Source organism: Aureimonas ureilytica DSM 18598 = NBRC 106430, from assembly GCF_000382705.1.
GTDB lineage: Bacteria > Pseudomonadota > Alphaproteobacteria > Rhizobiales > Rhizobiaceae > Aureimonas > Aureimonas ureilytica.
On sequence record NZ_ARQE01000005.1, the window covers coordinates 186,332 to 210,877 of the forward strand.

19 protein-coding genes are annotated in these 24,546 nt (G+C 69.4%); 2 read left to right on the top strand and 17 right to left on the bottom strand.

Annotated elements, in window-relative coordinates; translation table 11 throughout:
• Nucleotides 1-3: 3 nt before the first annotated feature.
• The 5 genes from B146_RS0112930 to B146_RS0112950 form a co-directional block, all read right to left on the bottom strand.
• A complete protein-coding gene (locus B146_RS0112930; protein WP_019996869.1) occupies nt 4-5,481 on the bottom strand; it encodes an alpha-2-macroglobulin family protein in 5,478 nt (1,825 codons plus the stop codon).
• A 96-nt stretch (nt 5,482-5,577) separates the two neighbouring features.
• Nucleotides 5,578-6,372: a VOC family protein gene (locus B146_RS27785; protein WP_019996870.1), complete on the bottom strand. Its 795-nt coding sequence runs from the start codon at nt 6,370-6,372 to the stop codon at nt 5,578-5,580.
• Complete coding sequence (locus B146_RS0112940) at nt 6,369-7,286, bottom strand: SMP-30/gluconolactonase/LRE family protein (protein ID WP_019996871.1); 918 nt, start codon at nt 7,284-7,286, stop codon at nt 6,369-6,371. Before B146_RS0112940 ends, B146_RS27785 begins: the two co-directional genes overlap by 4 nt.
• Before the next feature lie 10 nt (nt 7,287-7,296).
• On the bottom strand, nt 7,297-7,743 hold the full coding sequence (locus tag B146_RS0112945) for a cupin domain-containing protein (RefSeq protein WP_019996872.1): 447 nt from the start codon (nt 7,741-7,743) through the stop codon (nt 7,297-7,299).
• Nucleotides 7,740-8,210, bottom strand: coding sequence for a DoxX family membrane protein (locus B146_RS0112950; protein WP_019996873.1), 471 nt, complete (start codon nt 8,208-8,210; stop codon nt 7,740-7,742). Before B146_RS0112950 ends, B146_RS0112945 begins: the two co-directional genes overlap by 4 nt.
• A 251-nt stretch (nt 8,211-8,461) precedes the next feature.
• On the opposite strand from B146_RS0112950, the gene B146_RS0112955 reads away from it, so the two are divergent.
• Nucleotides 8,462-9,340: a class I SAM-dependent methyltransferase gene (locus tag B146_RS0112955; RefSeq protein WP_019996874.1), complete on the top strand. Its 879-nt coding sequence runs from the start codon at nt 8,462-8,464 to the stop codon at nt 9,338-9,340.
• Entirely contained in the window at nt 9,337-10,074 is a 738-nt protein-coding gene (locus B146_RS0112960) for a pseudouridine synthase (RefSeq protein WP_019996875.1), read from the top strand. Before B146_RS0112955 ends, B146_RS0112960 begins: the two co-directional genes overlap by 4 nt.
• A gap of 20 nt (nt 10,075-10,094) precedes the next feature.
• Here B146_RS0112960 and B146_RS25995 read toward each other — a convergent pair whose 3' ends face one another.
• The 12 genes from B146_RS25995 to B146_RS0113025 all read right to left on the bottom strand — a co-directional run bounded on the left by B146_RS25995 (nt 10,095) and on the right by B146_RS0113025 (nt 24,339).
• Nucleotides 10,095-10,592: a hypothetical protein gene (locus B146_RS25995; protein WP_019996876.1), complete on the bottom strand. Its 498-nt coding sequence runs from the start codon at nt 10,590-10,592 to the stop codon at nt 10,095-10,097.
• Between the two features lie 73 nt (nt 10,593-10,665).
• On the bottom strand, nt 10,666-10,965 hold the full coding sequence (locus B146_RS0112970; RefSeq protein WP_019996877.1) for an AzlD family protein: 300 nt from the start codon (nt 10,963-10,965) through the stop codon (nt 10,666-10,668).
• Nucleotides 10,962-11,669, bottom strand: a complete 708-nt coding sequence (locus tag B146_RS0112975) for an AzlC family ABC transporter permease (RefSeq protein ID WP_026358579.1) — start codon at nt 11,667-11,669, stop codon at nt 10,962-10,964. The genes B146_RS0112970 and B146_RS0112975 overlap by 4 nt, the downstream gene beginning before the upstream one ends.
• 91 nt (nt 11,670-11,760) lie before the next feature.
• Complete coding sequence (locus B146_RS0112980; RefSeq protein ID WP_019996879.1) at nt 11,761-12,624, bottom strand: 3'-5' exonuclease; 864 nt, start codon at nt 12,622-12,624, stop codon at nt 11,761-11,763.
• Between the two features lie 65 nt (nt 12,625-12,689).
• A complete protein-coding gene (gene ligA, locus B146_RS0112985; protein ID WP_019996880.1) occupies nt 12,690-15,170 on the bottom strand; it encodes an NAD-dependent DNA ligase LigA in 2,481 nt (826 codons plus the stop codon).
• Between the two features lie 70 nt (nt 15,171-15,240).
• Nucleotides 15,241-16,914, bottom strand: coding sequence for a DNA repair protein RecN (gene recN / locus B146_RS0112990; protein ID WP_019996881.1), 1,674 nt, complete (start codon nt 16,912-16,914; stop codon nt 15,241-15,243).
• A gap of 144 nt (nt 16,915-17,058) precedes the next feature.
• Complete coding sequence (locus B146_RS0113000) at nt 17,059-17,988, bottom strand: outer membrane protein assembly factor BamD (protein ID WP_019996882.1); 930 nt, start codon at nt 17,986-17,988, stop codon at nt 17,059-17,061.
• A 227-nt stretch (nt 17,989-18,215) separates the two neighbouring features.
• Nucleotides 18,216-19,157, bottom strand: a complete 942-nt coding sequence (gene lpxC, locus B146_RS0113005; protein WP_019996883.1) for a UDP-3-O-acyl-N-acetylglucosamine deacetylase — start codon at nt 19,155-19,157, stop codon at nt 18,216-18,218.
• Nucleotides 19,158-19,458: 301 nt separating this feature from the next.
• Nucleotides 19,459-21,054: a cell division protein FtsZ gene (ftsZ, locus tag B146_RS0113010; RefSeq protein WP_019996884.1), complete on the bottom strand. Its 1,596-nt coding sequence runs from the start codon at nt 21,052-21,054 to the stop codon at nt 19,459-19,461.
• 140 nt (nt 21,055-21,194) lie between these two features.
• Nucleotides 21,195-22,523 carry a cell division protein FtsA gene (ftsA, locus tag B146_RS0113015; protein WP_019996885.1) on the bottom strand — a complete coding sequence of 443 codons (1,329 nt, stop codon included), beginning with the start codon at nt 22,521-22,523 and terminating at the stop codon, nt 21,195-21,197.
• Entirely contained in the window at nt 22,520-23,428 is a 909-nt protein-coding gene (locus B146_RS0113020) for a cell division protein FtsQ/DivIB (protein WP_019996886.1), read from the bottom strand. The genes ftsA and B146_RS0113020 overlap by 4 nt, the downstream gene beginning before the upstream one ends.
• The gene (locus tag B146_RS0113025; protein WP_019996887.1) at nt 23,416-24,339 is read right to left on the bottom strand and encodes a D-alanine--D-alanine ligase; all 924 of its coding nucleotides are present in this window, start codon (nt 24,337-24,339) and stop codon (nt 23,416-23,418) included. Before B146_RS0113025 ends, B146_RS0113020 begins: the two co-directional genes overlap by 13 nt.
• Nucleotides 24,340-24,546 lie beyond the last annotated feature (207 nt).

The following is a 24,546-nucleotide window of genomic DNA, read 5'->3' on the forward strand; positions in this document are numbered from 1 at the left end:
TCCTCAACGCAAGGGGCCGAGGATCGCGACACGTCCTTCGTCGGTGCGCCCGCGCCGCTCGGGTCGGTACATGTCTTCCACGATCGCCGCCGGATGCACGAACTCGCCCGGCGACAGGGCGCGCACGACATAGGCAAAGCGCAGGGCGCTCGTGGAACCCGCCGGTTTGTCCACCGCCACGAGGAAGCGATCGGCGCGGAACTCGGTATGCGCCGCCTCGCCGGTCAGTTCCAGAAAGTCCAGCGCGGCGACGTCGCCGCCCTTCAGGATGGAAGGATTGTCGATCGCCATGCCGGCCGGCAGCGGATCGTCGATCATCAGGCGCGCGGCTTGCCTGTCCACGGGCAGAACGTCGAGAACCGCGACGAGCCGGTCGCCCTGCTTGATCTGACCCGGATCGGCCTCTTCGCCCGACAGCGTGTAGTAGGAGCGCCTGATCTCGTAGCCGGAAGTCTCGGCGGGCGGCGCGACATCCGGCACGCCGGCCAGCGTCACGGCGGCGGAAACCGGCGCCTCGCCCTGGTTGTCGATGCGCAGGCCCTCCGCGAGCCGCGCGGCGTCGAGCCTGGCCGAATAGCCCCCGCTCTGCGCCGCGCCGTTCACCGCGAGCTTGGGCGGCTGGCGGGCGAGCGCGGCATGGGCGGCGAGGAGCGACCAGACATCCTCCTGCGTCGACGTGTGGCGCTTGGCCTCGCGCTGCGCGCCGATCGAGGCGATCAGCGGCGTCAGGTCGACGCCCTCGACGCCGGTTTCGATCGCCAGCGTCGCCACCGCCGCGCCGTCGCGCAGCGGCGTGCCGTAATCGTCGCGCTCGGCCACGTCGTGTCTGTCCGCCGCGCGCGCGGCGGCCTGGCGCATCAGCGCGCCCGCGCGGGTGGCGTCGCCATAGAAGGCGAGCGCCGCGCCGAGCTGGGCCTGCGCCAGCGGCGTCTTGAAGCCGGCGGCGGCATTGTCCGCCGTGTAGCGCAGATCGCCGATCGCCGCGCGACCGTTGCGGGCGAGGACGTAATAGGCATAGGCCGCCTTGGACCAGTCGGGCTGGTCCGGCAGATAGGCGATCTGGTTGGCGAGATTGTCGAGCGCCAGCGTCAGCCCTTCGGCCGGCACGTCGTGGCCGGCCTCCTTGGCGCGGGTCAGGAAGTCCGTGACATAGGCGTCGAGCCAGAGATCGCCGTTGCCCGGCGCCCAAAGGCCGAAACTGCCCGAAGCGCTCTGATTGGCGAGAACGCCGCGAATGGCGGTGGCCACCCGCTCGCGCACGTCCTCGGTTCCCGGCAGACCGGCGGCGAGCACCGTTTCGTCGAGATAAAGGAGCGGCAGGGCGCGGCTCGTCAGCTGTTCCGTGCAGCCATAGGGATAGCGATCCAGCGCGGCGACGACGCCGGCCACATCGAACCCGCCGAAGCGCGTCACCGAAAGCGTGGCGCTGCCGGTGCCCGGCTGGAAGCCGGCAAGGATGTCGGGTCCAAGCGAAAGCGACGCGCCGGAGGCGATCTCGAAGCGGCTCTTCTTCACGTCGCGCGGCTGGATGGAGCGAACGGGCAGCGCGAAGCTCTTGGTGAGCCGCTCGCCGCCGGGCGTCGTCAGCGCCAGTTCCAAGGCCCCCTCGCCGGTGCCGAGCGCTTCCACCGGCACGAGAAGACGGGCGCGCCCGTTCTCGGCGAGCACGAGGTCGGCTTCCGCGTTGTCTTCGATCCGCAACGCCTCGCCGCCGCCCGACAGCGACAGGTGAACCGTGCCGGCCGGGCCTTCCACATGGTTGAGATCGATCTGGATGCGCGAGCGGTCGCCGGGGCTGAGGAAGGCCGGCCGGCTGACCTGTGCCACCACGGGATCGCGCACCAGAAGGTCGCGATCCGCCTCGCCGACGCCCGAGCGCGACCAGGCGACGGCCATGAGCTTCAAGGTGCCGTTGAAGTCCGGCACGTCGAGCGGCACGCGGGCGCGCCCGTCCGGGCCGACCGCGACGACGCCTGAGAACAGGGCGACGAGCTGGTCCATCGGCGGCGGGCGCGATCCGTCGGCGCCCGCGTCGCCGCCCGAGCGCACCGAGCCCGGCGCGCCCTGCATCCGGTCGATCAGGCGGGAATAGAGATCGCGGATTTCGACGCCGAGCCGGCGCTGGCCGAAATACCAGCCCTGCGGCGATGGCGGCGTGAATTGGGTGATGTTGAGAATGCCGACATCCACCGCCGCGAGCGTCACATAGGCCGTTTCGCCGGGCTGCACATTGCCGAGCTGCAGGCCGATATCGAGCGTTGTGCGCGGCGTGATGCGCTCGGGCGCGTCGATGGCGACGGTGAGCGCACGTGTCCCCGGCTCGACGCCGGCATGGGCGAGGCCGAGCGCGCGGCCGGGCATGCGTTTCTCGGCGATCTCCATCGGGCGATACAGGACCGCCACGACATAGGCGCTCGGCCCCCAGTCGCGCGTCACGTCCAGCGCGACGTCGCCGCCGCCGGCGGGAATGTCGGCCGCGACACGCGCGACGACGCGCTCGTCCATGACGAGCACTTCCGCCTTGCCGGCAAAGCGCGGCTCGATATGGACGATGGCCTTATCGCCCACCACATAGCGCGGCTTGTCGAGCGAGACTTTCAGGATGTCGGGCGTTTCCATGGAGCGCGCGGCGACATACCAGCCCGCCTCGAACCCGACGCTCGCGGGCAGCGCCTCGCCGCTCGGGTCGGTGAGGATCAGCTCGTAGCTGCCCCAGGCGACGGGCACCGAAAGCCGCGCCGTATCGGCGGCGCCGAGATCGGCCCGGCCGCTCGCGACGCGCTCGCGCCGCTCGATCGGCTCGTAGTTCCACCGCCCATTGGCGGAATACCATTGGAAGTCGGTGGAGACCTTGTTCAGCACCCATTCGACGCCCGCCCGCGCCATGCGCGCGCCGTCCGCGCCGACGGCGATCAGCTCGAACCCGCCTTGCGAATTCTCACTGAGCGCGCCATCGAAGAGCGGGCGCACGCCAAGGCGAGCCTTCTCGCCGCGAACGGGCCGCGACACGCTGCGCTCCACCGGCCGGCCGCCCGCATCCGTCACGCGAAGCTGGATCGACGCCTTGATCGGCTTGGTGGTCGCTGGCATCTCCAAGGGCGCGAGCGCGACGGAGACCGCGCCGTCCTCGCCGGTCGGATCGGCCTCGAAGGGCTGGCGCACCAGCGTCGGCTGGTCGTCCTTCAGGCCGAAGCGATAGGTCGGATAGGCTTCGAGCGTGTCCGTCGCGGTCAGCACCGTTTCGCCGGAGACGCCGAGCCCCACTGCGGGCGCGCCGAAGAGGTAGCGCACCGAAACGTCGAGCGCGGGAGGCGCGGCCGGGTCGATCGGCGCATCCGCCAGCGTCAGGTCGAAATCGATCTTTTCGGGCTCGAAATCCTCGACGCGCAGGCTCGTCGTGGCGAGCGCCGCCGCCTTCGGGTCGGTGTGAAGGGCGAGCTTCCAGAGGCCGCGCATGGCGCCGCCCCCGAGCGGCACGTCGAAGGCGAGGCCCCCGGCGTCCTTGGCCTGGAGAACCATGCGGCGATCCTCCATCCCGTCCGGGCGCGTCAGGATCGCGGTGACGGTGAGGTTCTCGGCGGCGCGGCCGAGCGCATCGCGGAGGAGCGCGGTGACATGGGCGGTGTCGCCGGCGCGATAGATGCCGCGTTCCGTGGTCAGGAACACGTCCAGCGCGCCGGCCGGCTCGCGCCCCTCGACGCCCCGGTCGGTCAGATCGAAGGGCGCGGCGGTGAGGTCGAGGAAGGAGAAGTCGCCTTCCGCCCCGTTCGCCATGAGAAGCGCCGGCCGGTCGCCGCCGGTGCCCTTCAGAAGGCCCGGCGCGAGGCGCGCATGGCCCGCCGCGTCGGTCTCGACGCTGCCGAGAATCTCGTTGTTGGCGGCGACGAGATCGAGCTTCAGGCCCGGCATCGGCTCGGCCGAGCCGAGCGAGCGGGCGATGACGTGGAACCCGTCCTGCCCCGAAAAGCTCGTGAGGCCGATATCGGTGAGCACGAACCATTGCGTCGCCGGCGTGTCGTCGGTGCCGCGCGCGTTCTTGGGCTTGGCGGAGAGGATGTAAACGCCCGGCTGGCGCTCCTTGAGGATCGCGGCGACGGGAATGGCCGTCGTCACCTCCTCGTTGGCGACGCGCTTGACGTCCACGAAGCCGGTCCAGACCTCCTCGCCGTCATTGCCCTTCACCTCGTCGATCTCGTAGGTGGCGAGCTGGCCGAGAAAGCGGCTTGCGCCGATCGTTCGCGCCAGGGCCCGGTCGCCGATGCGCAGCAGCCGCGCCTCGATCGTGTCGGTGTTGACGCTGGTGATCGGCATGGAGGCCTCGCCCCCCGCCGGCAGGACATAGGCATTGCCCGACAGGCGCACGGAGGGATCGCGGTCGCGCACATAGACCGAGATTTCGGCGCTCCGGGCGAGGACCTCGCCGCTTGCCGCCGCAATGCCCTTGCGCGCCACGATCCGGTAGCGCGCGCCATGCGTGACGCCATCGACGCAGATCTGCGAGCCCGTCGCCGAGACGGGCAGCGTGTCGCCGCCCTCGACCTTGACGAAGTCGCCCGCCCCCTCGCCCGCCGTGAGCGAGGGGCTCAGGGGCTCGGAGAAGTTCAGGCAGATGCGCGGCTGCGCGGCGTTGTTGTCCACCGTGTTGTCGACGATGCGGAACCCGTGTTCGGCGACGGCGGCGTCGAGGCGCTTGCGCGCGTCGGGTCGCTCGGTGATGGCGAGCGCCGCGCGCCACGTGCGGATGGCCTCTTTCCAGTTCTCGTCGGCCGCGAATCCTTGCGCGACGAAATCCAGCGCGGCGGCCTTCTGGCGGTCCTCGGCGGCCGTCAGATAGGCGTTGATCGCGGCGGGCTGGCGCGCGTCCCGCGCGGCCTGCATCGCGTCGGACTCGCCGGAGTCGAATTCGAGGCTCGACAGGGCGAGGCCGAGCCAGGCTCGGGCCGATTGCGGATCGCGCCGCAGGGCCTCGCGATAGCTCGCCATGGCCGCGCCGAAGTCGCGCCGCTCCAGCGCGGCGTCGGCATGGGGCCAGAGCGCCTCGCCCGAGGGGATGGCGGCGTCGCGCTCCTCCTCGGCGAGCCCCAGGCGAAACTGGCGCGCGGCGTCGAGGCTCTCGCGAGACAGGAAGGCGAGGTCCGCTTCCCGCTCGCGCGGGTCACGGGCGGCGGCCGTGGAGGCGAGCGTGATGCGGCCCGACACGACGCCAGAGGCGGCGCGCAGCTCACCCACATCGCTTTTCAGGAAGCACCAGCCCTTGGCGGTGTTGAAGGTGAAGGCGCGGCACTGGTTGTCGGCAAGGCAGGCCGTTTCGCAGAGATTCTGATCGGCATCCTTCAGGATGTCGTAGTCGTGCCCGTAATAATCGGCGTTGCGCGCCGGCACGATCTGGCGCTCGCTCTCCTGCGCAAGACCGAGGCCGGGGAGCGCTGCGACCGCGACCCACCCGAGAACAAGCCCCTGCCAAAGCCGTGCGATGCGCATTGCCGCCCCTCCTGCGATCCCCGGCGGGAGCCTAGAAGCTGGCGCGTGGTTTGAACAGGCCTTGAGCCTTACGATCGGGGCGGACCGGGCGGCGTTTCACGCTTCGGCAATGTCGAGCCGATGACCGTCCGGGTCGCGCAACGCGCGCGGAGCGTCGCCGTCTCGCGCCGGCACGCCTTCGAGGCGGAGCACCGTCGCCAGCACCGAACCGTCCGGCGCGGGCGCGGAAAGGCCGGGCGGGTCGCGGTAGCACAGAAGCTCCAGATGCGGCGGCGCGCCGCCGGCCGGGCGCAGCGTCGTCACCTCGACCAGCGCCTCTTCGAGCGCGAGCCCGTCGAGCCGCGCCTGTTCCACGCCCCGGTTGAGATGGCGCTCCGAGGGGTCGAAGCCGAGGCCGCGATAGAAGGCGATGGCTTCGTCGGTCTGCGAAACGGTGATCGCCGAATGGTCGACCCCTCGAAACACCGCTCCACCCTGCGCCTGCCAGATCTCCGGCACTTGGCCCGGCGCGAACTGGAGAAGCTCCAGCGGGTGGCCGTCCGGGTCGCGAAACTTGAAGGCCGTCGCCCCGCCGGAGGCTTGCGGCAGCTGTTCCGGCCCATTCCGCGAGATGGGCGACCAGACGTGTGATTGCCGAAGCCGCGCCATGGCGGCGTCCATGTCGGCGACGATGATCGCGCAATGCTGGAAGCCGGTGGCGTTGGAGGGCGCGGGCGCCGCCGGCGCGCCTGACGCGAGCACGAGTTCGATCCGCTGATTGCCGAGGCGGATCACGCGCCGCGCAGTCTCGCGCGTCTCTCGCACGCAACCGAAGGCTTCGACATAGAACGCTTCCGTCGCGTCGAGATCGACGCACGGGAGCCGGATCGCGGCGATGCGAGTCCCGCTCATGGCCAGCGCGCCCCGCGCCGGTTCAGGAATACGGCATAGAGCGAATGGCTGACGCCGATGAAGAGCCGGTTGAGATGCGGCGAGCCGCCGAAGCAGAGGTTCGACACCGTGCCGGGAAGGTGGATGCGGCCGAGGAGTTCGCCCTCCGGCGACAGGCAATGCACGCCGTCGCCCGCGCTCGCCCAGACATTGCCGTCCTCGTCGATCGCCATCCCGTCCGTGTAGCCGGGCGAGACCTTGGCGAAGTCCCTGACGGACGTGAGCGAGCGCCCGTCCGCCCCGACATCGAAGACCCGGAGCACCTGGACCGGATCGCCCTTCGTCTGGTCGCCGGTTTCGGCGACATAGAGTCGCCGCTCGTCCGGCGAGAAGGCGATGCCGTTCGGTCCGTCGAACGCGTCGGACAGAAGCGTCAGCTCGCTCGAATCCGGGTCCAGCCGATAGACGCCCGGCGCGGTTTCGGACGCCTGCCGCGTGCCCTCGAAATCGTTGGAAATGCCGTAGACGGGATCGGTGAACCAGATCGTGCCGTCGCTCTTCACCACGACGTCGTTGGGCGAGTTCAGCCGCCGGCCCTCGAAACGGTCGGCGAGCACGCGCACGCTCCCGTCATGCTCGACGCGGCACAGGGCGCGTTCGCGGTTGGAGCAGAAGACGACGCGGCCCTGCCGGTCGCGCGCCTGCCCGTTGGCCTGGCCGGAGGGAAAGCGCCAGACCGACAGGCCGCCCGTTTCGCTCCACATCAGCGTCCGGTCGCGCGGCAGGTCCTGGAACAGGAGCGTGTTCCAGTCGCCCATCCAGACGAGCCCTTCGATCCAGCGGATGCCGTCCGCCAGTTTCTCGATCGGCGCGTTGCCGAGAACATATTGCGCAAAGCGCTTGTCGATGATGTCGAAGCCGGTGTCCTCGCTCATGCCGGCGCCCTCAGCGGAAGCGGCAGGGCGTCGTCTCGTCCCGCGCCGTGTCGAACTGCACCACCATCAGAACCGCCGGCTCGTCGCCCACCGTGCCGGACTTGTGCCCTTTGCGCCCGTCCTTTTCGCGCGTGCCCTGGTCCTCGCCGAAGGAAATCTCGCCCGGTCCCATCTCGACCCGCGTGCCGTCCATGCTTTCCACATACCAGCGGCCCGACAGGGGGATGATCCATTGCGGCGCGGGGTTCTCGTGCCACGCCCCTTCCCAGCCGACCGGCTGTACCGTGACCATCACGGTCATCCCGTCGTGATGCTTCTGGCCCTGCCATTGCGGGCTCGCGGGCGGCTGCATGGATTTCAGCTCGAACTCGGTCATCTCGCAGCGCGTCTGGCGGCTGACGCCGTCGGCGTCGGTGTGGAGATGCCAATAGGGAACGCGGGGGCTCTGGTCGCTCAAAACGCGGCTCCTTGTTCATAGGGATGGGTGGACGACAGGGGATCGGCGAAGAAATGCCCGGCCTCGCCGGCCTGCGTGCCGAAGGTGATCAGGAGGAAGCCACCGGCCACGGCGAAGTTCTTCAGGAAGTCCCACATGGTCTCGCGCCCCTTGGAGGGGCCGCGCAGGCGAAAGTCGGGCGCGCGCCAGAACTGCTTGAAGAGAACCGCCGTCGCCGCGCAGTAGCCGGCGAGGATGAAGGCGGCGAGCCGGTCGGCGACGCCGGTGAGAACGCCGAGCGACATCACGACCTCCACGAAGAGGCCGGTGAGGATCAGGGCTCGGGCGAGCGTGGCGTTGCTCGTCGCCTGACCCGCCTGACCGACGGCGGCGCCGAAGTTCAGCACCTTGTCGAGCGCGCTGAAGGGCAGGAACAGAAGCACGAGCGACAAGCGGCTCGCAAAGATCAGGAACATCTCGAAGGTCATGAGGCCCCCTCAGGTTTCGCCGGCGCGCCCGCCCCTCCCCGGATCGTGCGCCGGCTCTGGAACGCGACACGCGGCCCCTGGCTCCCGACCTGTCGTCGATTTAACCTCCGCACACCGCTCGCGGTGAGCCCATGCGCCGCTGGGCCTCGGTCCAACCGGGGGCTTTTGGCACGCGCCGCAAAGCTGCTATGGCTCCGCGCGTGATAGAGATCGATCCCCCCGCCCCCTCGCCCCGCAGCGCCGTTTACGGAATGCCGCCGCTCGACCTCGTGGACGTGCCGGACGGCGCGCGGCAGGTCTCGCCCCTTCATCCCGGCGCGGACGCGCTGGAAGCGCTGCCCGACGCCACGTTGGCTGAGATCGTGATCGCCGCGCCGCCCGGCTCGATCGAGCGGCGCTTCGTGCTCGCCCAGGCGCTGCGCGCGCTCGAGCCCGGCGGCGCGCTGACGGCGCTCGGCGCCAAGGACAAGGGCGGCCAGCGCCTGCGCGCCGAGCTCGAAGCCTTCGGCTGCGACGTGGCGGAGCGCTCCAAGGCGCGCCAGCGCATCTGCGTGGCGACGCGCCCGGCCGCGCCGACAGGCCTTGCCGAGGCGATCCGCGAGGGCGCGCCGGCAATGGTCGAGGAGATCGGCCTTCGATCGCAGCCGGGCGTCTTCTCCTGGAACCGCGTGGACCCCGGCTCGGCGCTTCTTCTGGCGCATCTGCCGGCCTTCGCGGGACGCGGCGCCGATCTCGGCGCGGGGCTCGGCATTCTCTCGCGCGCCGTTCTCGCCTCCTCGAAGGTCGAGGAACTGACCCTCGTGGAACTCGACCGGCGCGCCGTGGAAGCCTCGCGGCAGAACGTCGATGATCCGCGCGCCCGCTTCCTATGGGCCGACGCGCGAGAGGCGGCGCTTGCCGCTCTCGACTTCGTCGTGTCGAACCCGCCCTTCCATGCGGAGGGGATCGAGGATCGCGGCCTCGGCCAGAGCTTCATCACGGCGGCGGCGCGGATGCTGCGCCGCTCCGGCACGCTCCTTCTCGTCGCCAACCGGCACATGCCCTACGAGGCGGTGCTGCGCTCGGCCTTCCGCAGCGTGGACGTGACGGCCGAGGCGGCCGGCTACAAGATTTTCGAAGCGCGCAAATGACCAAGACACCCACTTCCCGCCTCGACAAGCTGCTGGCCAATATGGGCTATGCCTCGCGCCGCGAGATCCAGCTTCTGGCCAAGAACGGCCGCATCCGGCTCGACGGAGCGCCGGTTCCGCGCGCCGACGAGCGCATCGCGCTGACGCCCGATCTCGAAACGCGGCTGGTGGTGGACGGCGAGGCGCTCGACCCGCTGCCGGGCTTCGCGCTCATGGTCAACAAGCCGCTCGGCGTCACCTGCTCGCACAAGGAAGCCGGTCCGCTCGTCTACGATCTCCTGCCGACGCGCTGGCGGCGGCGCGACCCGGCCATCTCGACGGTCGGCCGTCTCGACAAGGAAACCTCGGGCCTTCTCCTGATGACCGACGACGGCGCGCTGCTCCATCGCATCATCTCGCCGAGCCGCCACGTTCCCAAGCGCTACCGCGCCCATCTCGCGCGCCCGCTCACCGGCGCGGAAGGCGCGCTCTTCGCCTCCGGCACGCTCCTGCTGGAGGGCGAGGACAAGCCGCTCGCGCCGGCCGAGCTGGAGGTCGTCGGCCCGCAGGAAGCCATCCTGCAGGTTCACGAAGGGCGCTATCATCAGGTGCGCCGCATGTTCGCGGCGGCCGGCAATCACGTGGAAGCGCTGCACCGCGAATCCGTCGGCGGGCTGACGCTGCCGGCCGATCTCGAACCCGGCGCGATCCGCCGGCTCACGCAAGCCGATCTCGCCGCGATCTTCGCGGGCTGACGAGAGACCCGCGCCCGACCCTATCGGTTGGGGAGCCCCGCCGCCTCACGCCCGGCGCGGATCTTGTCCGCCTCGCGCCCGATCTGGTCGCGCAGCTTGACGAGCCCCGCGCGGGTGGACGCGACGCTTGCCGCCGGCAGGGACGGGCCGGGATAGCGCGCGTCCCAGGCGAGCACCGCGTCGATCGTCTTCTGGAGCGCGGGGATATCGCCGAAGGCCCAGCCGTTCACCTCCGGCCCGATCGTCTCGAAGAGCGAGGCGAAGAGCGCCGGCTCCCCGCTCGGGTCCTGCGCGGGGTTCGCCGCCAGGCGCGCGTGCCAGCGGAGCTGCCCGGCATAGAACCAGAAGGTCGCCTCCTCCGGCCGGCCCGCCGCCATCAGGGCCGGCGCCTTCGCGACGAGTTCGCTCGGATGGGCCTTCGCAAGGGTCTCGGCGCCCTCCGGCCAGGGCTCCGCCTGGGCCGGCCAAGCGGCGAGACAAAGCGCCATGAGAAGGCTCACGATCAAGCGACGAACCATCGGCAAGGCCTTCTTCACCGCGCGATCGACGCGCGTTCACGCCGCAAAGACGATAGGCGCCTCGCCTGCCGCTTCAACTCAGACCCGCCGCGCGGGCGAGCGCCACCAGCACCGTGCCGAGGATCACCGTCGTCAGGAGCGACAGGCGCAGCGCGAGCACGGCGCAAAGGAGGATCACGACCTTCTCCGCCCTGTCGCCCTCGACGAAGACCGGCATGACGATGGCGGTGAGGACGGCGGCCGGCACGGCGTCGAGCGCCGCCTCGACGCGCGGATGCACGCGCTCGAAGCGGGCGAGAACGAGATAGCCGCCGATGCGCGTCAGATAGGTCAGAACCGCCGAGCCGAGGATCAGGAACCAGGTCTCGCTCATGCCGCTTCGCCCTCCGCCTTTGCCGGCGTTTCGGGCGTGCGCAGGGACGCGACGAGAATGCCGGCGAGACCGCCCAGCGTGACATGCCAGGGCGTGCCGAGCGTCGCATAGGCCAGGAGCGCGACGATCGCGCTGGTGCCGGCCACCGGCCAGAACTGCCGACGGTGGCGGAAGGCCATGGTCTGCGCGAGGAAATAGATCGGCAGCGCGAAGTCCAGCGCATAGCGCTCGGGATTCTCGATCAGGCGGCCGAACAGGGCGCCGAGCAACGATGCCAGCGCCCAGCCGACATAGAGCATGAGCGCGAAGGCGAAATAATAGGTCTTGCGGACGACGCCGTCGCCGGCCCGCGCTTCCGCCGCCGCGAAGGACGGGTCCACCAGAAGAAAGAAGGCCAGCGCCTTTTCGACGCCGTCGAAGCGCGAGAGATGCCGCCCGACCGACGCGGAATACAGGACATGGCGGAAGTTGATGGCGAAGACGCCGATCAGGATCGCCCAGACCGGGGCGCCCGTGCCGATCATCTGCAGCGCCAGGAACTGGCTGGACCCGGCATAGACGCTGAGCGAGAAGCCGAGCGTCTCGGAGAGCGTGAAGCCGGTGCGCGTCGCCAGCGCGCCATAGACCGCCCCGAAGGGCACGAGAGCCAGAAGCAGCGGCGCCGAATGGGCGACGCCCGCGCGAAATTCGGAAGAGCGGGACACGAGCAAACCCGATGGAAACAGCGGATGCGCCCTTCTAGAACCTCCCGCCCGGAGGGAACAGCCGCCCGGGCGTTTTTCCCACGCCGGACTTTCAGAGCTTGGCGCGGTCCAGAACGAAGCGCTCCAGATGCGCCAGGGCGGGTGCCTCGGTGGGGGCGAGATCGGTGAAGTCGCCCTCGTGCAGCGCGCGCACATGACGGCATTCGGCCCGGAAGCGCGCGCCGGGGCAGGAACAGGCCAGCCGCCACGCCCCGGCCTGCCCGAACTGCGCCAGAAGCACGTCATAGGGCGTGCCGCGCGAACCGCGCACCGTGTAGCGGAACGGCCCGCGCCCCGCGCTTGGGGGCCGGAGCTGCGAGGCGAGCGCGCGGTCGGCGATGCCGCCCAAGGCCCGCTCGCGCCGCGCGGCGACCTCGCGGCGCAGCCCGAGCCGGTCGGCGAGATCCCGCACGTCCCGCGCGCCCGCCGCCTGAACCCCCTCCAGCGCGATCGTCGCGCAGGCGAAAGCGTCGTCGCCGGCATGGTGATGGCGAAAGCCGACGCCGAAGCGCGCGGCCATGGTGGACAGCTTGTGGTTGGGCGAATCCGGCCAGAGGCGGCGGGACACGGCCACGGTGCAGAGCGCCGAAAAGCGCGGCTGGGCGAGGCCGTAGAGCGACAGGCAGGCGCCGAGCACCTTCAGATCGAAGCTCGCATTGTGCGCGACCACGAGCGCGCCCTCCAGCCGATCCGCAAAGCCGGCGAAGACCTCCGGGAAGCTCGGTGCGTCGAGAACGTCATGCGGGCGGATGCCATGGACGCGGATATTGCCGGGGTCGAAGCGTAGATCGGCCGGGCGGATCAGCGTGTAATGCCGCTGCGTGACCTCGCAGCCTTCCACGAAGGCGAGGCCGACCGCGCAAGCGCTCGCCGCCTCGCTCGTGGCGGTCTCGAAGTCGATGGCGAGGATGGTCATGCCGTTCTTTCAATGCGTTAACGGCCGGACCCTACGCCTTCGCCGGCCCCGCGATCAAGCCGGGATCAGGCGATCATCGCCAGCCACTCGTCCTCGGTCAGAACGCGCACCCCATGTTTCTGCGCGTCCGCCAGCTTGGAGCCCGCGCCCGGCCCGGCCACCACGAGATCGGTCTTCTTGGACACCGAGCCCGCGACCTTGGCCCCCAGCGCTTCGGCGCGCTCCTTGGCCTCGGAGCGCGTCATCTTCTCCAGCGTGCCGGTGAAGACCACGGTGAGGCCCATGACGGGCGAAGAGGACGGCGGCGGCGCGGCGCGCTCGTTGGTGGTGGAAACGCCCGCCTCCAAGAGCGCCTCCACCGCCTCGCGGTTGTGCCGCTCCTCGAAGAAATGGATCACCGAGAGCGTCGCGACCGTGCCGATATCGCCGTCGCGGGTGAGCGCCAGGAAGGCCTCGCCCGGAGCGCCGGCCTTGGCGCGGCGCAGGGCCTCGGGAAAGCCTTCCGCCTCCTCGCCATAGCGCTCGCGCAGGGCGACGCGCTGGTTGGCCTTCAGCCCCAGTTCGCCGTCGCGCAGCGGCTTCCAGTCGGGATCGGCGAGTTTGGCCTCGTCCACCGCCATCAGGCGCTCGAAGGTCGTTCCGCCGATCGTGCGCAGCGCGCTGAGTTCCGCCCAGTCCTCGCCCGGCTGCGCGGCGCGCGCGGCGTCCACTCCGTCGATAAAGGCGCGCACGTCGTCGAAATGGCGTGCCAACGCCTTGGCCGAGCTTTCGCCGATCTCGGGGATTCCGAGCGCGAAGATGAACCGGTCGAGCGACACGGTGCGCCGCGCGTCGATCGCGGCCAGAAGATTGTCGATCGCCTTGGTGGTCTCGCCCTTCTTGGGCGTCTTGGCCGGCTCGGCCTTGCCTTCCGCCTGCCGCCGCGCCTCGGACAGCGCGCGCCGCCGCGCCTCGATCGCCTCGCGCAAGGGCTCGAACTCCATGCGGAAAATATCAGCCGGCTGGCGCACGAGCCCTGCGTCGAACAGCTCCTCCATGAAGGTCTCGCCGAGTCCTTCGATGTCGAAGGCGTTGCGCGAGACGAAATGCTTGAGGCCTTCCTTGGCCTGCGCCGGGCACGTCATCGCCGCCGTGCAGCGGCGCACCGAATCCAGCCGTCCCGTGCGCGGGTTGATCTCGCGCTCGGCCTTGGAGCCGCAGATCGGGCAATGGTCGGGATAGCGGAACGGCTCGGCACCGGCCGGGCGCTTCTCGATCACGACATCCACGACCTGCGGGATCACGTCGCCCGCGCGCTGGATGACGACCGTGTCGCCGATCCGCACGTCCCGCCCGCCGCGGATGGGCTGGCCGTCTGCGTCGCGGCCCGCCACATAGTCCTCGTTGTGGAGCGTGACGTTGGACACGACGACGCCGCCGACCGTCACCGGCGTCAGCTTGGCGAGCGGGGCGAGCTTGCCCGTGCGCCCGACATTGATGACGATTGCCTCGACCGTCGTCGTCGCCTGCTCGGCGGAGAACTTGTGCGCGATGGCCCAGCGCGGCGCGCGAGAGACGAAGCCGAGTTCGCGCTGCTGGTCAAGATCGTCCACCTTGTAGACGACGCCGTCGATATCGTAGCCGAGCGTCGCCCGCTCCGCCTCGATGCGGCGGTAGTGCTCGATCAGGCCCTCCACCGTCTCGAAGCGCTGCATCAGCGGTTCGCTCTTGCCGAATTGCGGCACGGTGTTGGTCTGGAAGCCCATCCCCTGAAGCGCGGCGACGATCTCGCTCTGCGTCGCGCCGGGCAGCTCGCTCGTCTCTCCCCAGGCATAGGCGAAGAAGCGCAGCGGCCGGGACTTCGTGACCTTGGCGTCCTTCTGGCGCAGCGAGCCGGCGGCGGCGTTGCGCGGATTGGCGAACTGGCGCGCCGCTTTCGCGTCCTCCCCCTCGCCCGCCTCGGCCAGCAGCCGGGCGTTGAGCGCGGCGAAATCGGCATGGGTCATGTAGACCTCACCGCGCACCTCGAAGATATCAGGCGCATAGCCCGTCAGCTTGGCGGGAATGTCGTCCAGCGTGCGGGCATTAGCCGTCACGTCCTCGCCCACCTGCCCGTCGCCGCGCGTCGCGGCCGACACGAGCCGGCCCTTCTCGTAGCGCAGCGAGAGCGACAGGCCGTCGATCTTGGGCTCGGCCGTGATGGCGAGGGGCGCGGCCTCGGACAGGCCGAGAAAGCGGCGCACGCGGCGGGCGAAGTCCGCGACGTCCTCGTCCGAGAAGGCGTTGTCGAGCGAGAGCATCGGCACGGCGTGCCGGATCTTGGCGAATTTGGCCGATGGCGCCGAGCCGACCTTTCGCGAGGGCGAATCCGCCCGCACGAGATCGGGGAAGCGCGCCTCGATCGCCGCGTTGCGTCGGCGCAGGGCGTCGAACTCGGCATCGGTGATCTCGGGCGCGTCGTCTTCGTAATAGCGCCGGTCGTGCTCGGCCATCTCGGCGGCGAGCCGTTCCAGCTCGGCCGCCGCCTCGTCTTTGGTCATCGTGTCGAGATCGGCAAAGTCGGGCATGGCGGCATCAGCTCAAGCAAACGGAATCGGGCAAGCGATACACCGATTCTGGGGCGGCCCGACAGATAAGTCAGCCCGCGACGCCGATCAGTCGCGCCGCCGCCGCGCGCGCCTCGTCGGTCACGATGTCGCCCGCGAGCATCCGCGCGATCTCCTCGCGTCGCGCCGGCACGTCGATCGTCATGACGCGGGTCGACAGGCGCTCGTCGCCCGGCGTCGCTTCCGCCTTGGAAATCAGGAGATGCGTCGTCGCGCGGGCCGCCACCTGCGGGGCGTGGGTGACCGAGAGAACCTGCACCGTGCCGGCGAGGCGCGCCAGACGGCGGCCGATCGCATCGGCCACCGCGCCGCCGACGCCCGTGTCGATTTCGTCGAACACGAGGGTCGGGGCCGAGCCCTTGTCGGCGAGCGCGACTTTCAGCGCCAGGAGAAAGCGCGACAGCTCGCCGCCCGAGGCGACCTTCATCATCGGCCCGGCACGGGTGCCCGGATTGGTGCGCACCCAGAACTCGGCCGTGTCGATGCCGCTCGCGGCGCGGGCCTCCGGGTCGCTCGTCAGTTCCACAATGAAGGCGGCGCGCTCGAGCTTCATGTCCGGCAGCTCCGCCATGACGGCCGCTTCCAAGAGCCCTGCCGTTTCGCGGCGCTTGGCCGAGAGGTCGACGGCGAGACGATCGAACACCTCGCGCCGCTCGGCCACTTCCGCGCCGAGCTTCACCAGCCGCTCTTCGCCCGCATCGAGATCGGCGAGGTCGGCCACCATCTTGGCGGTGAGATCGGCGAGATCGTCCACCGGCACATTGTATTTGCGCCCCGCCGCGCGCAGTGCGAACAAGCGCTCCTCGCATTGCTCCAGCGCACGCGGGTCGAACTCCAGGGTGCGCAGCGCGCCCTGCAAGCTCATCTGCGCGTCGGACAGGGCATCGACGGCGGTCTCCACCCGTGCCAGCGCCTCGTCCAGAAGACCGGGCAGCTCGTCCTTCTTGCGGTCGAGACGACGCAAAAGGCTCGCGAGGCCGGGAATGGGCGATTGCGGCCCGGCCAGTTCCTCATGCGCGTCGTTGACGTCGGTCGCGATCTTTTCCGAGCGCATCATGGTCTGGCGCTTTTCGGCGAGTTCCTCTTCCTCGCCGGCGAGCGGGGCGAGCGTCGTCAGCTCCTCGACGCTGGCGCGCAGATAGTCGGCCTCGCGCGCCGCCGCTTCCACACGGGCGCGGTGGCGCGACAATTCGGTCTCGGCCTTGCGCCACGCGCCGAAGGCTTCGGCGACGGCTCCAGCCTCGGTGGCGAGCCCGCCATATTCGTCGAGAAGCCGGCGATGGGCCTCGGGATCGACCAGCGCGCGGTCGTCATGCTGGCCGTGGATTTCCACCAGCGTCGCGCCGATCTCGCGCATCAGGCCGACGCTGGAGGGGCGGTCGTTGATGAAGACGCGGGTGCGCCCGTCGGCGCTCTGCACGCGGCGCAAGATCACGTCGCCGTCGTCGTCGAACCCGTTGTCGAGGAGCAGGCGGCGCGCGGGATGGGCGGCCGGCAGATCGAAGACGGCCGACACCTCGCCCTGTTTGGAGCCATGGCGCACGAGGTCGCCATCGCCCCGCCCGCCGAGCGCCAGCGAGAGCGCGTCGAGCAGGATCGACTTGCCGGCGCCGGTCTCGCCGGTCAGCACGGAAAGCCCCTGGGCGAGCCCGAGATCGAGCCGGTCGATGAGAACGATGTCGCGGATCGAAAGGTGAACAAGCATGCGCGCGAAGGGCTAGTCCGTGTTGGGACGCAAGGCAAGCGCGAAGATATGGTCGATGAGGGAGGGGCGGAAGGGGCGCCTGGCTTCGCGCATGAAAAAGGCCGGCGAAACGCCGGCCTCGATCTCGTTTCGGGCTGACCGCGCTCAGACGCGCGGGGCGCCGACCTCGGTCTTGGCGGCCTGTGCGTCCGGCGCCGGATCGCGATCCGCGCCGGTGATGAGGCGCGTCGCGTTGCCGAACCAGGACGAGCCGGTGCCGGCGCGCGGCTGGAGGCCGTTGGACTGGAGAAGGCTGTAGGAGTCCTTGTACCACTGCGATTCCGGGAAGTTCTGACCGAGCACCGAGGCGGAGGCCTGGGCTTCGTTGGTCAGGCCCATCGCGTAATAGGCTTCCGTCAGGCGCGCCAGCGCTTCTTCGACATGGCGGGTCTGGGGATAGGTGTCGACGACGTTCTTGAAGCGGTTGATGGCCGCGATGTACTCGCGCCGCTCCAGATAATAGCGACCGACCTGCATCTCCTTGCCGGCGAGCTGGTCGCGGCCGATGCGGATCTTGGACTTGGCGTCCTCGACATATTCGGAATTGGGATAGCGATCGACCACTTCCTGCATGGCGGCGACGGCGCGGGCCGTGTCGGTCTGGTCGCGCGTCACGTCGGGGATGCGGCGGAAGTAGGACAGGCCGATGATGTACTGCGCATAGGCCGCCTCGCTCGACCCCGGATAGGTCGACAGATAGCGCCGGGACGAGGACACGGCGTCGTCGTAGTCGCCCTTGCGATAGGCGGCGAAGGCGCGCATCACCAGCGCCTTGCGGGCGTATTCCGAATAGGGATGCTGCTTGTCGACCGCGTCGAACTTCTTGGCGGCTTCGCCCAGGCGCCCCGCCTCGAGATTGGCCAGCCCCTGATTATAGAGCACGTCGGCCGGTTCGGTCTGCGAGGCGAGAGCCAGCGCGTCGATGTCATTGTCCTTGGACGTCATGCAGCCCGAGAGCAGCACGGTGGACGCAGCCAGAGCCAGCGCCATCGGGGCCGCGCGACCGCGGCCGAACAGCGGCATCTTGATACCCATCGAACTCAAGTCCCCCTGGCTTTTCCAAACGCCGGTCTCACGGCGTTCCGCCTCGCTCCTACTACCGCGAGGGCGCGAGCGCATACAACGGTTCAAGGCGAGTTAACACGCCTTTTTTGTGGCGTTTCCCCGGCTCGGCGGCTTGCCCACCGAAACGAGAAGGGCGGCGGGCCGCGCATCACCGCGTCCCGCCGCCCTCCTGAAAGATCACGAAACGAAAAAACCCGTCACAGAATCTGCGGGCCGAAGGTCGGCGCCGCGGCGGCGACCAGCGGCGACTGGCGCAGCGGCGAGGCGCGCGTGCCGCCATCCACGATCTCGTAGGCCGAGCGATCGGCCATCAGCGCTTCCAGCGCCATGGCGTTCAAACGGTGGCCGCCCCGGAACGAGCGGTAGCAGCCGAGGATGCGCGCGCCGACCAAGGCCTGATCGCCCACCGCGTCCAGCGTCTTGTGACGCACGAACTCGTCCGTGTAGCGCAGGCCGCCCGGATTGATGACCTTGTCGTCATCGCCGATCACGACGGAGTTCTCGAGCGAGGAGCCGAGCGCGTGGCCCGAGGCCCAGAGGCGCTCGACATCCTTCATGAAGCCGAAGGTGCGGGCATTGGCCAGCTCGTCGCGGAACAGGGTCGGCGTCAGATCGGCGGCGAAGCTCTGGCGGCCGATCGCGGCGGTCGCGAACTCGATATCGACCTCGAAGCGCGTGCCGTCATAGGGACGGTACTCGGCAAAGCCGCCATTGCGCTCGACGCGCACGGTCTTCAGGACGCGGATGAAGCGGCGCGGCGCGCGCTGCGCGACGAGACCGGCCTGCTCGATGGCGCGCACGAAGGCCCCTGCCCCGCCATCCATGATCGGAACCTCGCGGCCCTCGATCTGGACCACGACATTGTCGACTTCCATGGCGTAGAGCGCGGCCATGAGATGCTCGATCGTGGCGACATGCGCGCCCTTCAGATCGCCGACGATGGTCGACAGGTCCGTGGACGAGACATTGGCCGAAACGGCGCGGATTTCCTGGATGAGGCCCGAGGGCTCGAAGACATGGAACACGACGCCCGTATCGGGCTCGGCGGGGTGCAGCGACAGCTCGACCATGGCACCGCTATGGACGCCCACGCCCTCGAAGCCGATCCGCGCGCCAATCGTGTGCTGCTTCGTGATCACGTTACTCTATCCTACTCACTGCCGGTGCCCGATGCCGCCCTCGCCGGAGGCGTCGGGCGGGCGGGCTCGGCTACTCGTCACTCGATGGCGCGCGGGATGCTGCATTGCGGCAAACGGCGATCGATCCTTGGAGAGCAAACTAGGTCCGGGGTCGATTGTGGCCAAATCACGCTTGGTTACCCGTTGTTACCGGACGCTTGGTTAAGTCCCTCCTACCCCCCGGATTCCATGGCGCACGAACGAAAGAGCCCGCCCCTTGCGGGGCGGGCTCGTTAAGGCTTTTGCGACGGGTTTGTGAAGATCAGTTCGACTGGCGGCGCAGGAAGGCCGGGATTTCGAGCTGGTCCTCTTCGCCGACCGGGCGCGTGGCCGTCTGCGGACGGGCCGCGGAATCGGCGGCCGCGCGGCGCGGCGCATAGGGGCTGGCCTCGGCCGGGCGACGCTCGGCCTGCTGGCGCGGCTGGCGGACCTGATCGCTGAGCACGACCTCGTCCTCTTCGCGGCGCGACAGGCCGGTGGTCAGGCGGCGCAGGAGACCCATCGGGCCGCGATCCTCGGCCACCGGCTCCATCGAGGCGCTGCGGCGCTCGATCTCGGCCTGCACCACGGGCGGGAAGTCTTCCACGCGCGGCATCCGGGTCTGGGCGGCCTGGGTGATCGGGGCACGGGGCGCGGGCTGGCGCGGCTGAACCTGGGCGATCTCGGCCTGGAGAGCGGCGGTGAAGTCGTCCTCCATGTCGTGCGTCGTGGCGGCGGGGGCCGGGGCGGGGCGCGGCTGCTGGACCGGCTGCGGCGCGGCGACGGTCGCGGCCGGCTGGAGCACGGGAGCGGCGGCCACGGGGGCCGGCTGCGGCGCGGGCTGGGCGGCCGGCGCGCTGGCGCGGGCGGCGGCGGCCCGCGTTTCGGCGGCGCGCTCGTAGACTTCCATGGCGGCCTTGTCGATGCCGGTGGCGACGACCGACACGCGGATCACGCCTTCCAGGTTCTCGTCGAAGGTCGCGCCGAGGATGATGTTGGCGTCCTGGTCGACTTCCTCGCGGATGCGGGTCGCCGCTTCGTCCACCTCGAAGAGCGTGAGGTCACGCCCGCCGGTGATGGAGATGAGGAGGCCCTTGGCGCCCTTCATCGAGGTCTCGTCGAGCAGCGGGTTGGCGATCGCGGCCTCGGCGGCGGCCATGGCGCGGCCCTCGCCGGACGCTTCGCCCGTGCCCATCATGGCCTTGCCCATCTCGCGCATCACGGAGCGAACGTCCGCGAAGTCGAGGTTGATGAGGCCTTCCTTGACCATCAGGTCGGTGATGCAGGCGACGCCCGAATAGAGGACCTGATCGGCCATGCCGAAGGCGTCGGCGAAGGTCGTCTTGTCGTTGGCGATGCGGAAGAGGTTCTGGTTCGGAATGACGATGAGCGTATCGACATTCTTCTGCAGCTCTTCGATGCCCTGCTCGGCGATGCGCAGGCGGCGCTGGCCCTCGAAGTGGAAGGGCTTGGTGACGACGCCGACCGTCAGGATGCCCTTTTCGCGCGCGGCGCGGGCGACGACGGGAGCCGCGCCCGTGCCCGTGCCGCCGCCCATGCCGGCGGTGACGAAGCACATGTGCGAGCCGAGGAGGTGATCGCAGATCTCGTCGAGCGACTCTTCGGCGGCCGCGCGGCCGACCTCGGGCTGCGAGCCGGCGCCGAGACCCTCGGTGACGGCGACGCCCATCTGGATGACGCGTTCGGCGCGCGAGGAGCGCAGAGCCTGCGCGTCCGTGTTGGCGATCACGAACTCGACGCCTTCGAGGCCGGCATTGATCATGTTGTTGACGGCGTTGCAGCCGCCACCGCCGACGCCGAAGACCGTGATCCGGGGCTTGAGCTCGGTGATGTCGGGCTTCTGCAGGGTGATGCTCATCTCGTTGCCTTTCGGAGGGGCCGGACCGCCGCGCCGGCCTGAAGGTTTAAACCCGCCCGACGCGCTGGGAGGCGTCGGGGTTGAAATGGTCGTCGTTTAGTTTCCCACGCGAACCTTGTCAGAAACTCGGTCGAAGCTGGTCAGAAGCTCTGCCGGAGCCACGAGCCGAAGCGCCCGACCCGCGTGCGCCGGTCGAAGGCGAAGTCGAGGACCGAATGCTCGGGAACGTGTTCGAGCATCGAGACCTGGGGATAGATCAGAAGGCCCACCGAGGTCGCGAAGGCGGGGCTTTTGTTGGCTGCCGCAAGGCCCGCCACGCCGACCGGGCGGCCGAGGCGGACATTGCGGTTGAGGATGGAACGGGCCGCGTCGCCAAGGCCCGCGAGCTGGCTCGCGCCGCCCGTCAGCACCACGCGCTTGCCGATCACATGTCCGAGATTGGAGGCGTGAAGCCGGTCGCGGATCAGCTCCAGCGTTTCTTCGACGCGGGGGCGGATGATGCGCGCGATCAGCGAGCGAGACACCTGGATCGTCGCCTCGTTGCCCTCGTCGCCGAGCGGCTCGACCGACACCGTGTCGCCATCGGCCATCATGCTCGGCAGCGCGTTGCCATGCATGACCTTGAGGCGTTCGGCCTGTTCTGGCCGAATCGACAGGCCGCGCGCCAGATCCATCGTGATGTGATGGCCGCCGAGCGCCACGGCGTCGGCATAGGCGAAATGGCCGTTCTGGAAGATCGAGATCGTGGTGGAGCCGGCGCCCATGTCGATGCAGGCCGAGCCCATCACGGCTTCGTCGTCGACCAGCGTCGAGAGGCCGCTCGCATAGGGCGTGGCCACGAAGGCCTCGACCACGAGATGCGCCCGGTTGATCGCCGCTTCCAGATTGCGCAGCGGCGTTTCCTCGGCCGACAGGATGTGCAGCTCGGCGCCGAGTTCCGTGCCGGTCATGCCGACGGGATTTTCGAGACCCGTCTCGTTGTCCAGCATCAGGTCGAACGGCACGCGGTGCAGCGCGACGCGCCCCTCGCGCAGCGGCGTGCGGGCCGCCTGGTTGAGGACGCGCTTGAGATCGAGATCGGAGACCTCGGTGCCCTCGACCTGCGCGCGCGCCGAGCCGCGAAGGCTCTTCAGGCGCCCGGCGCAGACCGAGACGATCAGCGATTCGATGGTGAGGCCGGCCATGCGCTCGGCCGCGTCCACGCAGTAGCGGATCGACTTCTCGGCGGCTTCGAGGTCCACCACGACGCCCGACTTCACGCCGCGCGAGCGCTGGTGGCCGATGCCGATGACCTCGACCACATGGGTTCGGCCGGGCAGAACTTCGCTTTCGGGGCGCGGCTTCAGCTTGGCGATGAGGCAAGTGACCTTGGACGAGCCGATGTCGAGCACCGAAATGGTGCGCGGACGGCGGTCCGAGGGCTTCTTCATGCGCGGAAGTTGGTCCACGGGTTTGGAGAACAGCGTCATACCGGCTTCTCCTTGCGGGCCTGCTTCACGATCTTGTCCCGTTCCTTCAGCGCCTTGAGGCGTCGCTCCTGCGCCGCCGGCGTCAGTTTGATGACGATGCGATCCTCGAGCCGCATGTCGACGGCTTCGATGTCGCGGGAAAGCAGACCCTCGTCGCGGTCGAGCCGCATCACGGCGGCGGCGGCCTCGATCGGGTCGAGTTCGGGCAGGCGGATCACCACGCCATTGTCGAGGCGCAGGTCCCAGCGCCGGTCGCCGACGCGCACATAGGCCTTGATGCGCTGGTCGAGCTCGGGCACCAGCGCCATCTTGTCGAGAATGTCGGTCGCCTCGCGCGCCGCGCCCGGGCCCACCACGAAGGGCAGATCGGTGAAGCGCGTCGTGGCGTAGGGCACGATCTCCTTGCCGTCGCGATCGACGATCCAGAGATCCTTGTCGCGCTGCCAGAGGGCGAAGGGCTTCTTCTCCACCAGCGCGATCTTCACGCGGTTGGGGTATTCCTTCTCGATCTTGGCGCTCTCGATCCAGGGCATGGCCTCGATCGCCTTTCGCGCGGCATCGACATCGAGCGCCGGCAGGGTCGTGGCGCCCGTCGCCCAGAGTTCCTGCAGAACGTCGATCTCGCTGGTTTCCGAATAGCCGGACACGTCCACGCGCTCGATCGACAGGCCGAGCGGCTCGGACACCGTGTTGACCACGGCGACCGTGTGATGGCCGAGCACCATGCCGTAGAGCGCGGTGGAGCCGAGAAGCCCGATCGTCATGGTGCGGAAGCGCGGCAGCGACATCTCCCGCAGATTCTTGATCCAGACGATGATCTTGCGGCCCAGGCGCTGGGCGCGCAGCGCCAGCGGATGCATCCGCTCGAAATCGGTCAGAGAAAGGCGGCGGTTCAGCGCTTGCATGAGGCGTCCCTCACCATCCAGCTCAGGAGTTCGCCGAAGGAATGGCCGGCCGCGCGCGCGATGTCGGGCACGAGCGAGGTGGCGGTCATGCCGGGCTGGGTGTTGACCTCCAGCCAGACCAGCTCGCCCCCCTCGCCGAAGCGGTCGTCGTAGCGAAAGTCCGAGCGCGACACGCCCCGGCAGCCGATGGCGCGGTGCGCGGCGAGCGCGGCTTCCTGCACGCGCTTCGTCACCGCCGGCGAAATCTCGGCCGGGATGACGTGCTTCGAGCCGCCCGGCAGATATTTGGACTCGTAGTCGTAGAAGGCATGGCCTTCCGTCGTGATCTCGCAGACCGGCAGCGCCACGTCGCCCATGACGGCGCAGGTCAGCTCGCGTCCGGCCACGAAGCGCTCGATCATCACCTCTTCGCCGAAGCCCCAGTCCGCGCCATGAAGCTCCTGCGGCGGATGGGCCTGATCCTCGCGCACGATGAGGACGCCGAAGGACGACCCTTCCGCGATCGGCTTCACCACGTAGGGCGCGGGGATCACATGGGCTTCGGCCGCCTTGCGACGGTTCACCACGAGCGTGTCGAGAACCGGCACGCCGGCGGCGCGCGCGATGGCCTTGGCCTTCACCTTGTTCATGGCGAGCGCGGAGGCGAGGACGCCCGAATGGGTGTAGGGAATCTGCAGGAATTCGAGGAGGCCCTGAATGGCGCCGTCCTCGCCGAACGGCCCGTGCAGCGCGTTGAAGGCCACGTCCGGCTTCAGCTCGCTCAGAACCTGCGCGATGTCATGGCCGACATCGATGCGGCTGACGCGGAAGCCTTCGGCCTCCAGCGCGTCGGCGCACGCCTTGCCGGAATTCAGGCTCACAGGCCGTTCCGACGAGAAGCCTCCCAACAGCACCGCCACATGCAAGGTCATCGACCCACGATCCCATCAACGATATTTCAGGGATCATTCTTGGGGCCGGTTTGGTTAAACGAAGGTTAATCAAACCGCTCCAGTGAAACAAAATCGTAAGGCCGTTTCGGAACCGGCCGTTAACCCTTTGGCGCTGTGGCGTTTCGGCCATGCCGGAAGGGGCCCCGGGCCATCCGCTCCCCTCTCTCGCAACGAAAAAGGGCGCCC

Coding starts and splice junctions, on each gene's coding strand:
- B146_RS0113020 (WP_019996886.1), bottom strand. CDS start 23,428: ATGCAAGCGCTGAACCGCCGCCTTTCTCTGACCGATTTCGAGCGGATG.
- B146_RS0112940 (WP_019996871.1), bottom strand. CDS start 7,286: ATGAGCGAGGACACCGGCTTCGACATCATCGACAAGCGCTTTGCGCAA.
- B146_RS0113025 (WP_019996887.1), bottom strand. CDS start 24,339: ATGACCTTGCATGTGGCGGTGCTGTTGGGAGGCTTCTCGTCGGAACGG.
- B146_RS0112970 (WP_019996877.1), bottom strand. CDS start 10,965: ATGAGCGAGACCTGGTTCCTGATCCTCGGCTCGGCGGTTCTGACCTAT.
- B146_RS27785 (WP_019996870.1), bottom strand. CDS start 6,372: ATGAGCGGGACTCGCATCGCCGCGATCCGGCTCCCGTGCGTCGATCTC.
- B146_RS0112960 (WP_019996875.1), top strand. CDS start 9,337: ATGACCAAGACACCCACTTCCCGCCTCGACAAGCTGCTGGCCAATATG.
- B146_RS0112955 (WP_019996874.1), top strand. CDS start 8,462: ATGCCGCCGCTCGACCTCGTGGACGTGCCGGACGGCGCGCGGCAGGTC.
- ftsZ (WP_019996884.1), bottom strand. CDS start 21,054: ATGAGCATCACCCTGCAGAAGCCCGACATCACCGAGCTCAAGCCCCGG.
- B146_RS25995 (WP_019996876.1), bottom strand. CDS start 10,592: ATGGTTCGTCGCTTGATCGTGAGCCTTCTCATGGCGCTTTGTCTCGCC.
- ftsA (WP_019996885.1), bottom strand. CDS start 22,523: ATGACGCTGTTCTCCAAACCCGTGGACCAACTTCCGCGCATGAAGAAG.
- B146_RS0112980 (WP_019996879.1), bottom strand. CDS start 12,624: ATGACCATCCTCGCCATCGACTTCGAGACCGCCACGAGCGAGGCGGCG.
- B146_RS0113000 (WP_019996882.1), bottom strand. CDS start 17,988: ATGGGTATCAAGATGCCGCTGTTCGGCCGCGGTCGCGCGGCCCCGATG.
- B146_RS0112930 (WP_019996869.1), bottom strand. CDS start 5,481: ATGCGCATCGCACGGCTTTGGCAGGGGCTTGTTCTCGGGTGGGTCGCG.
- recN (WP_019996881.1), bottom strand. CDS start 16,914: ATGCTTGTTCACCTTTCGATCCGCGACATCGTTCTCATCGACCGGCTC.
- ligA (WP_019996880.1), bottom strand. CDS start 15,170: ATGCCCGACTTTGCCGATCTCGACACGATGACCAAAGACGAGGCGGCG.
- B146_RS0112950 (WP_019996873.1), bottom strand. CDS start 8,210: ATGACCTTCGAGATGTTCCTGATCTTTGCGAGCCGCTTGTCGCTCGTG.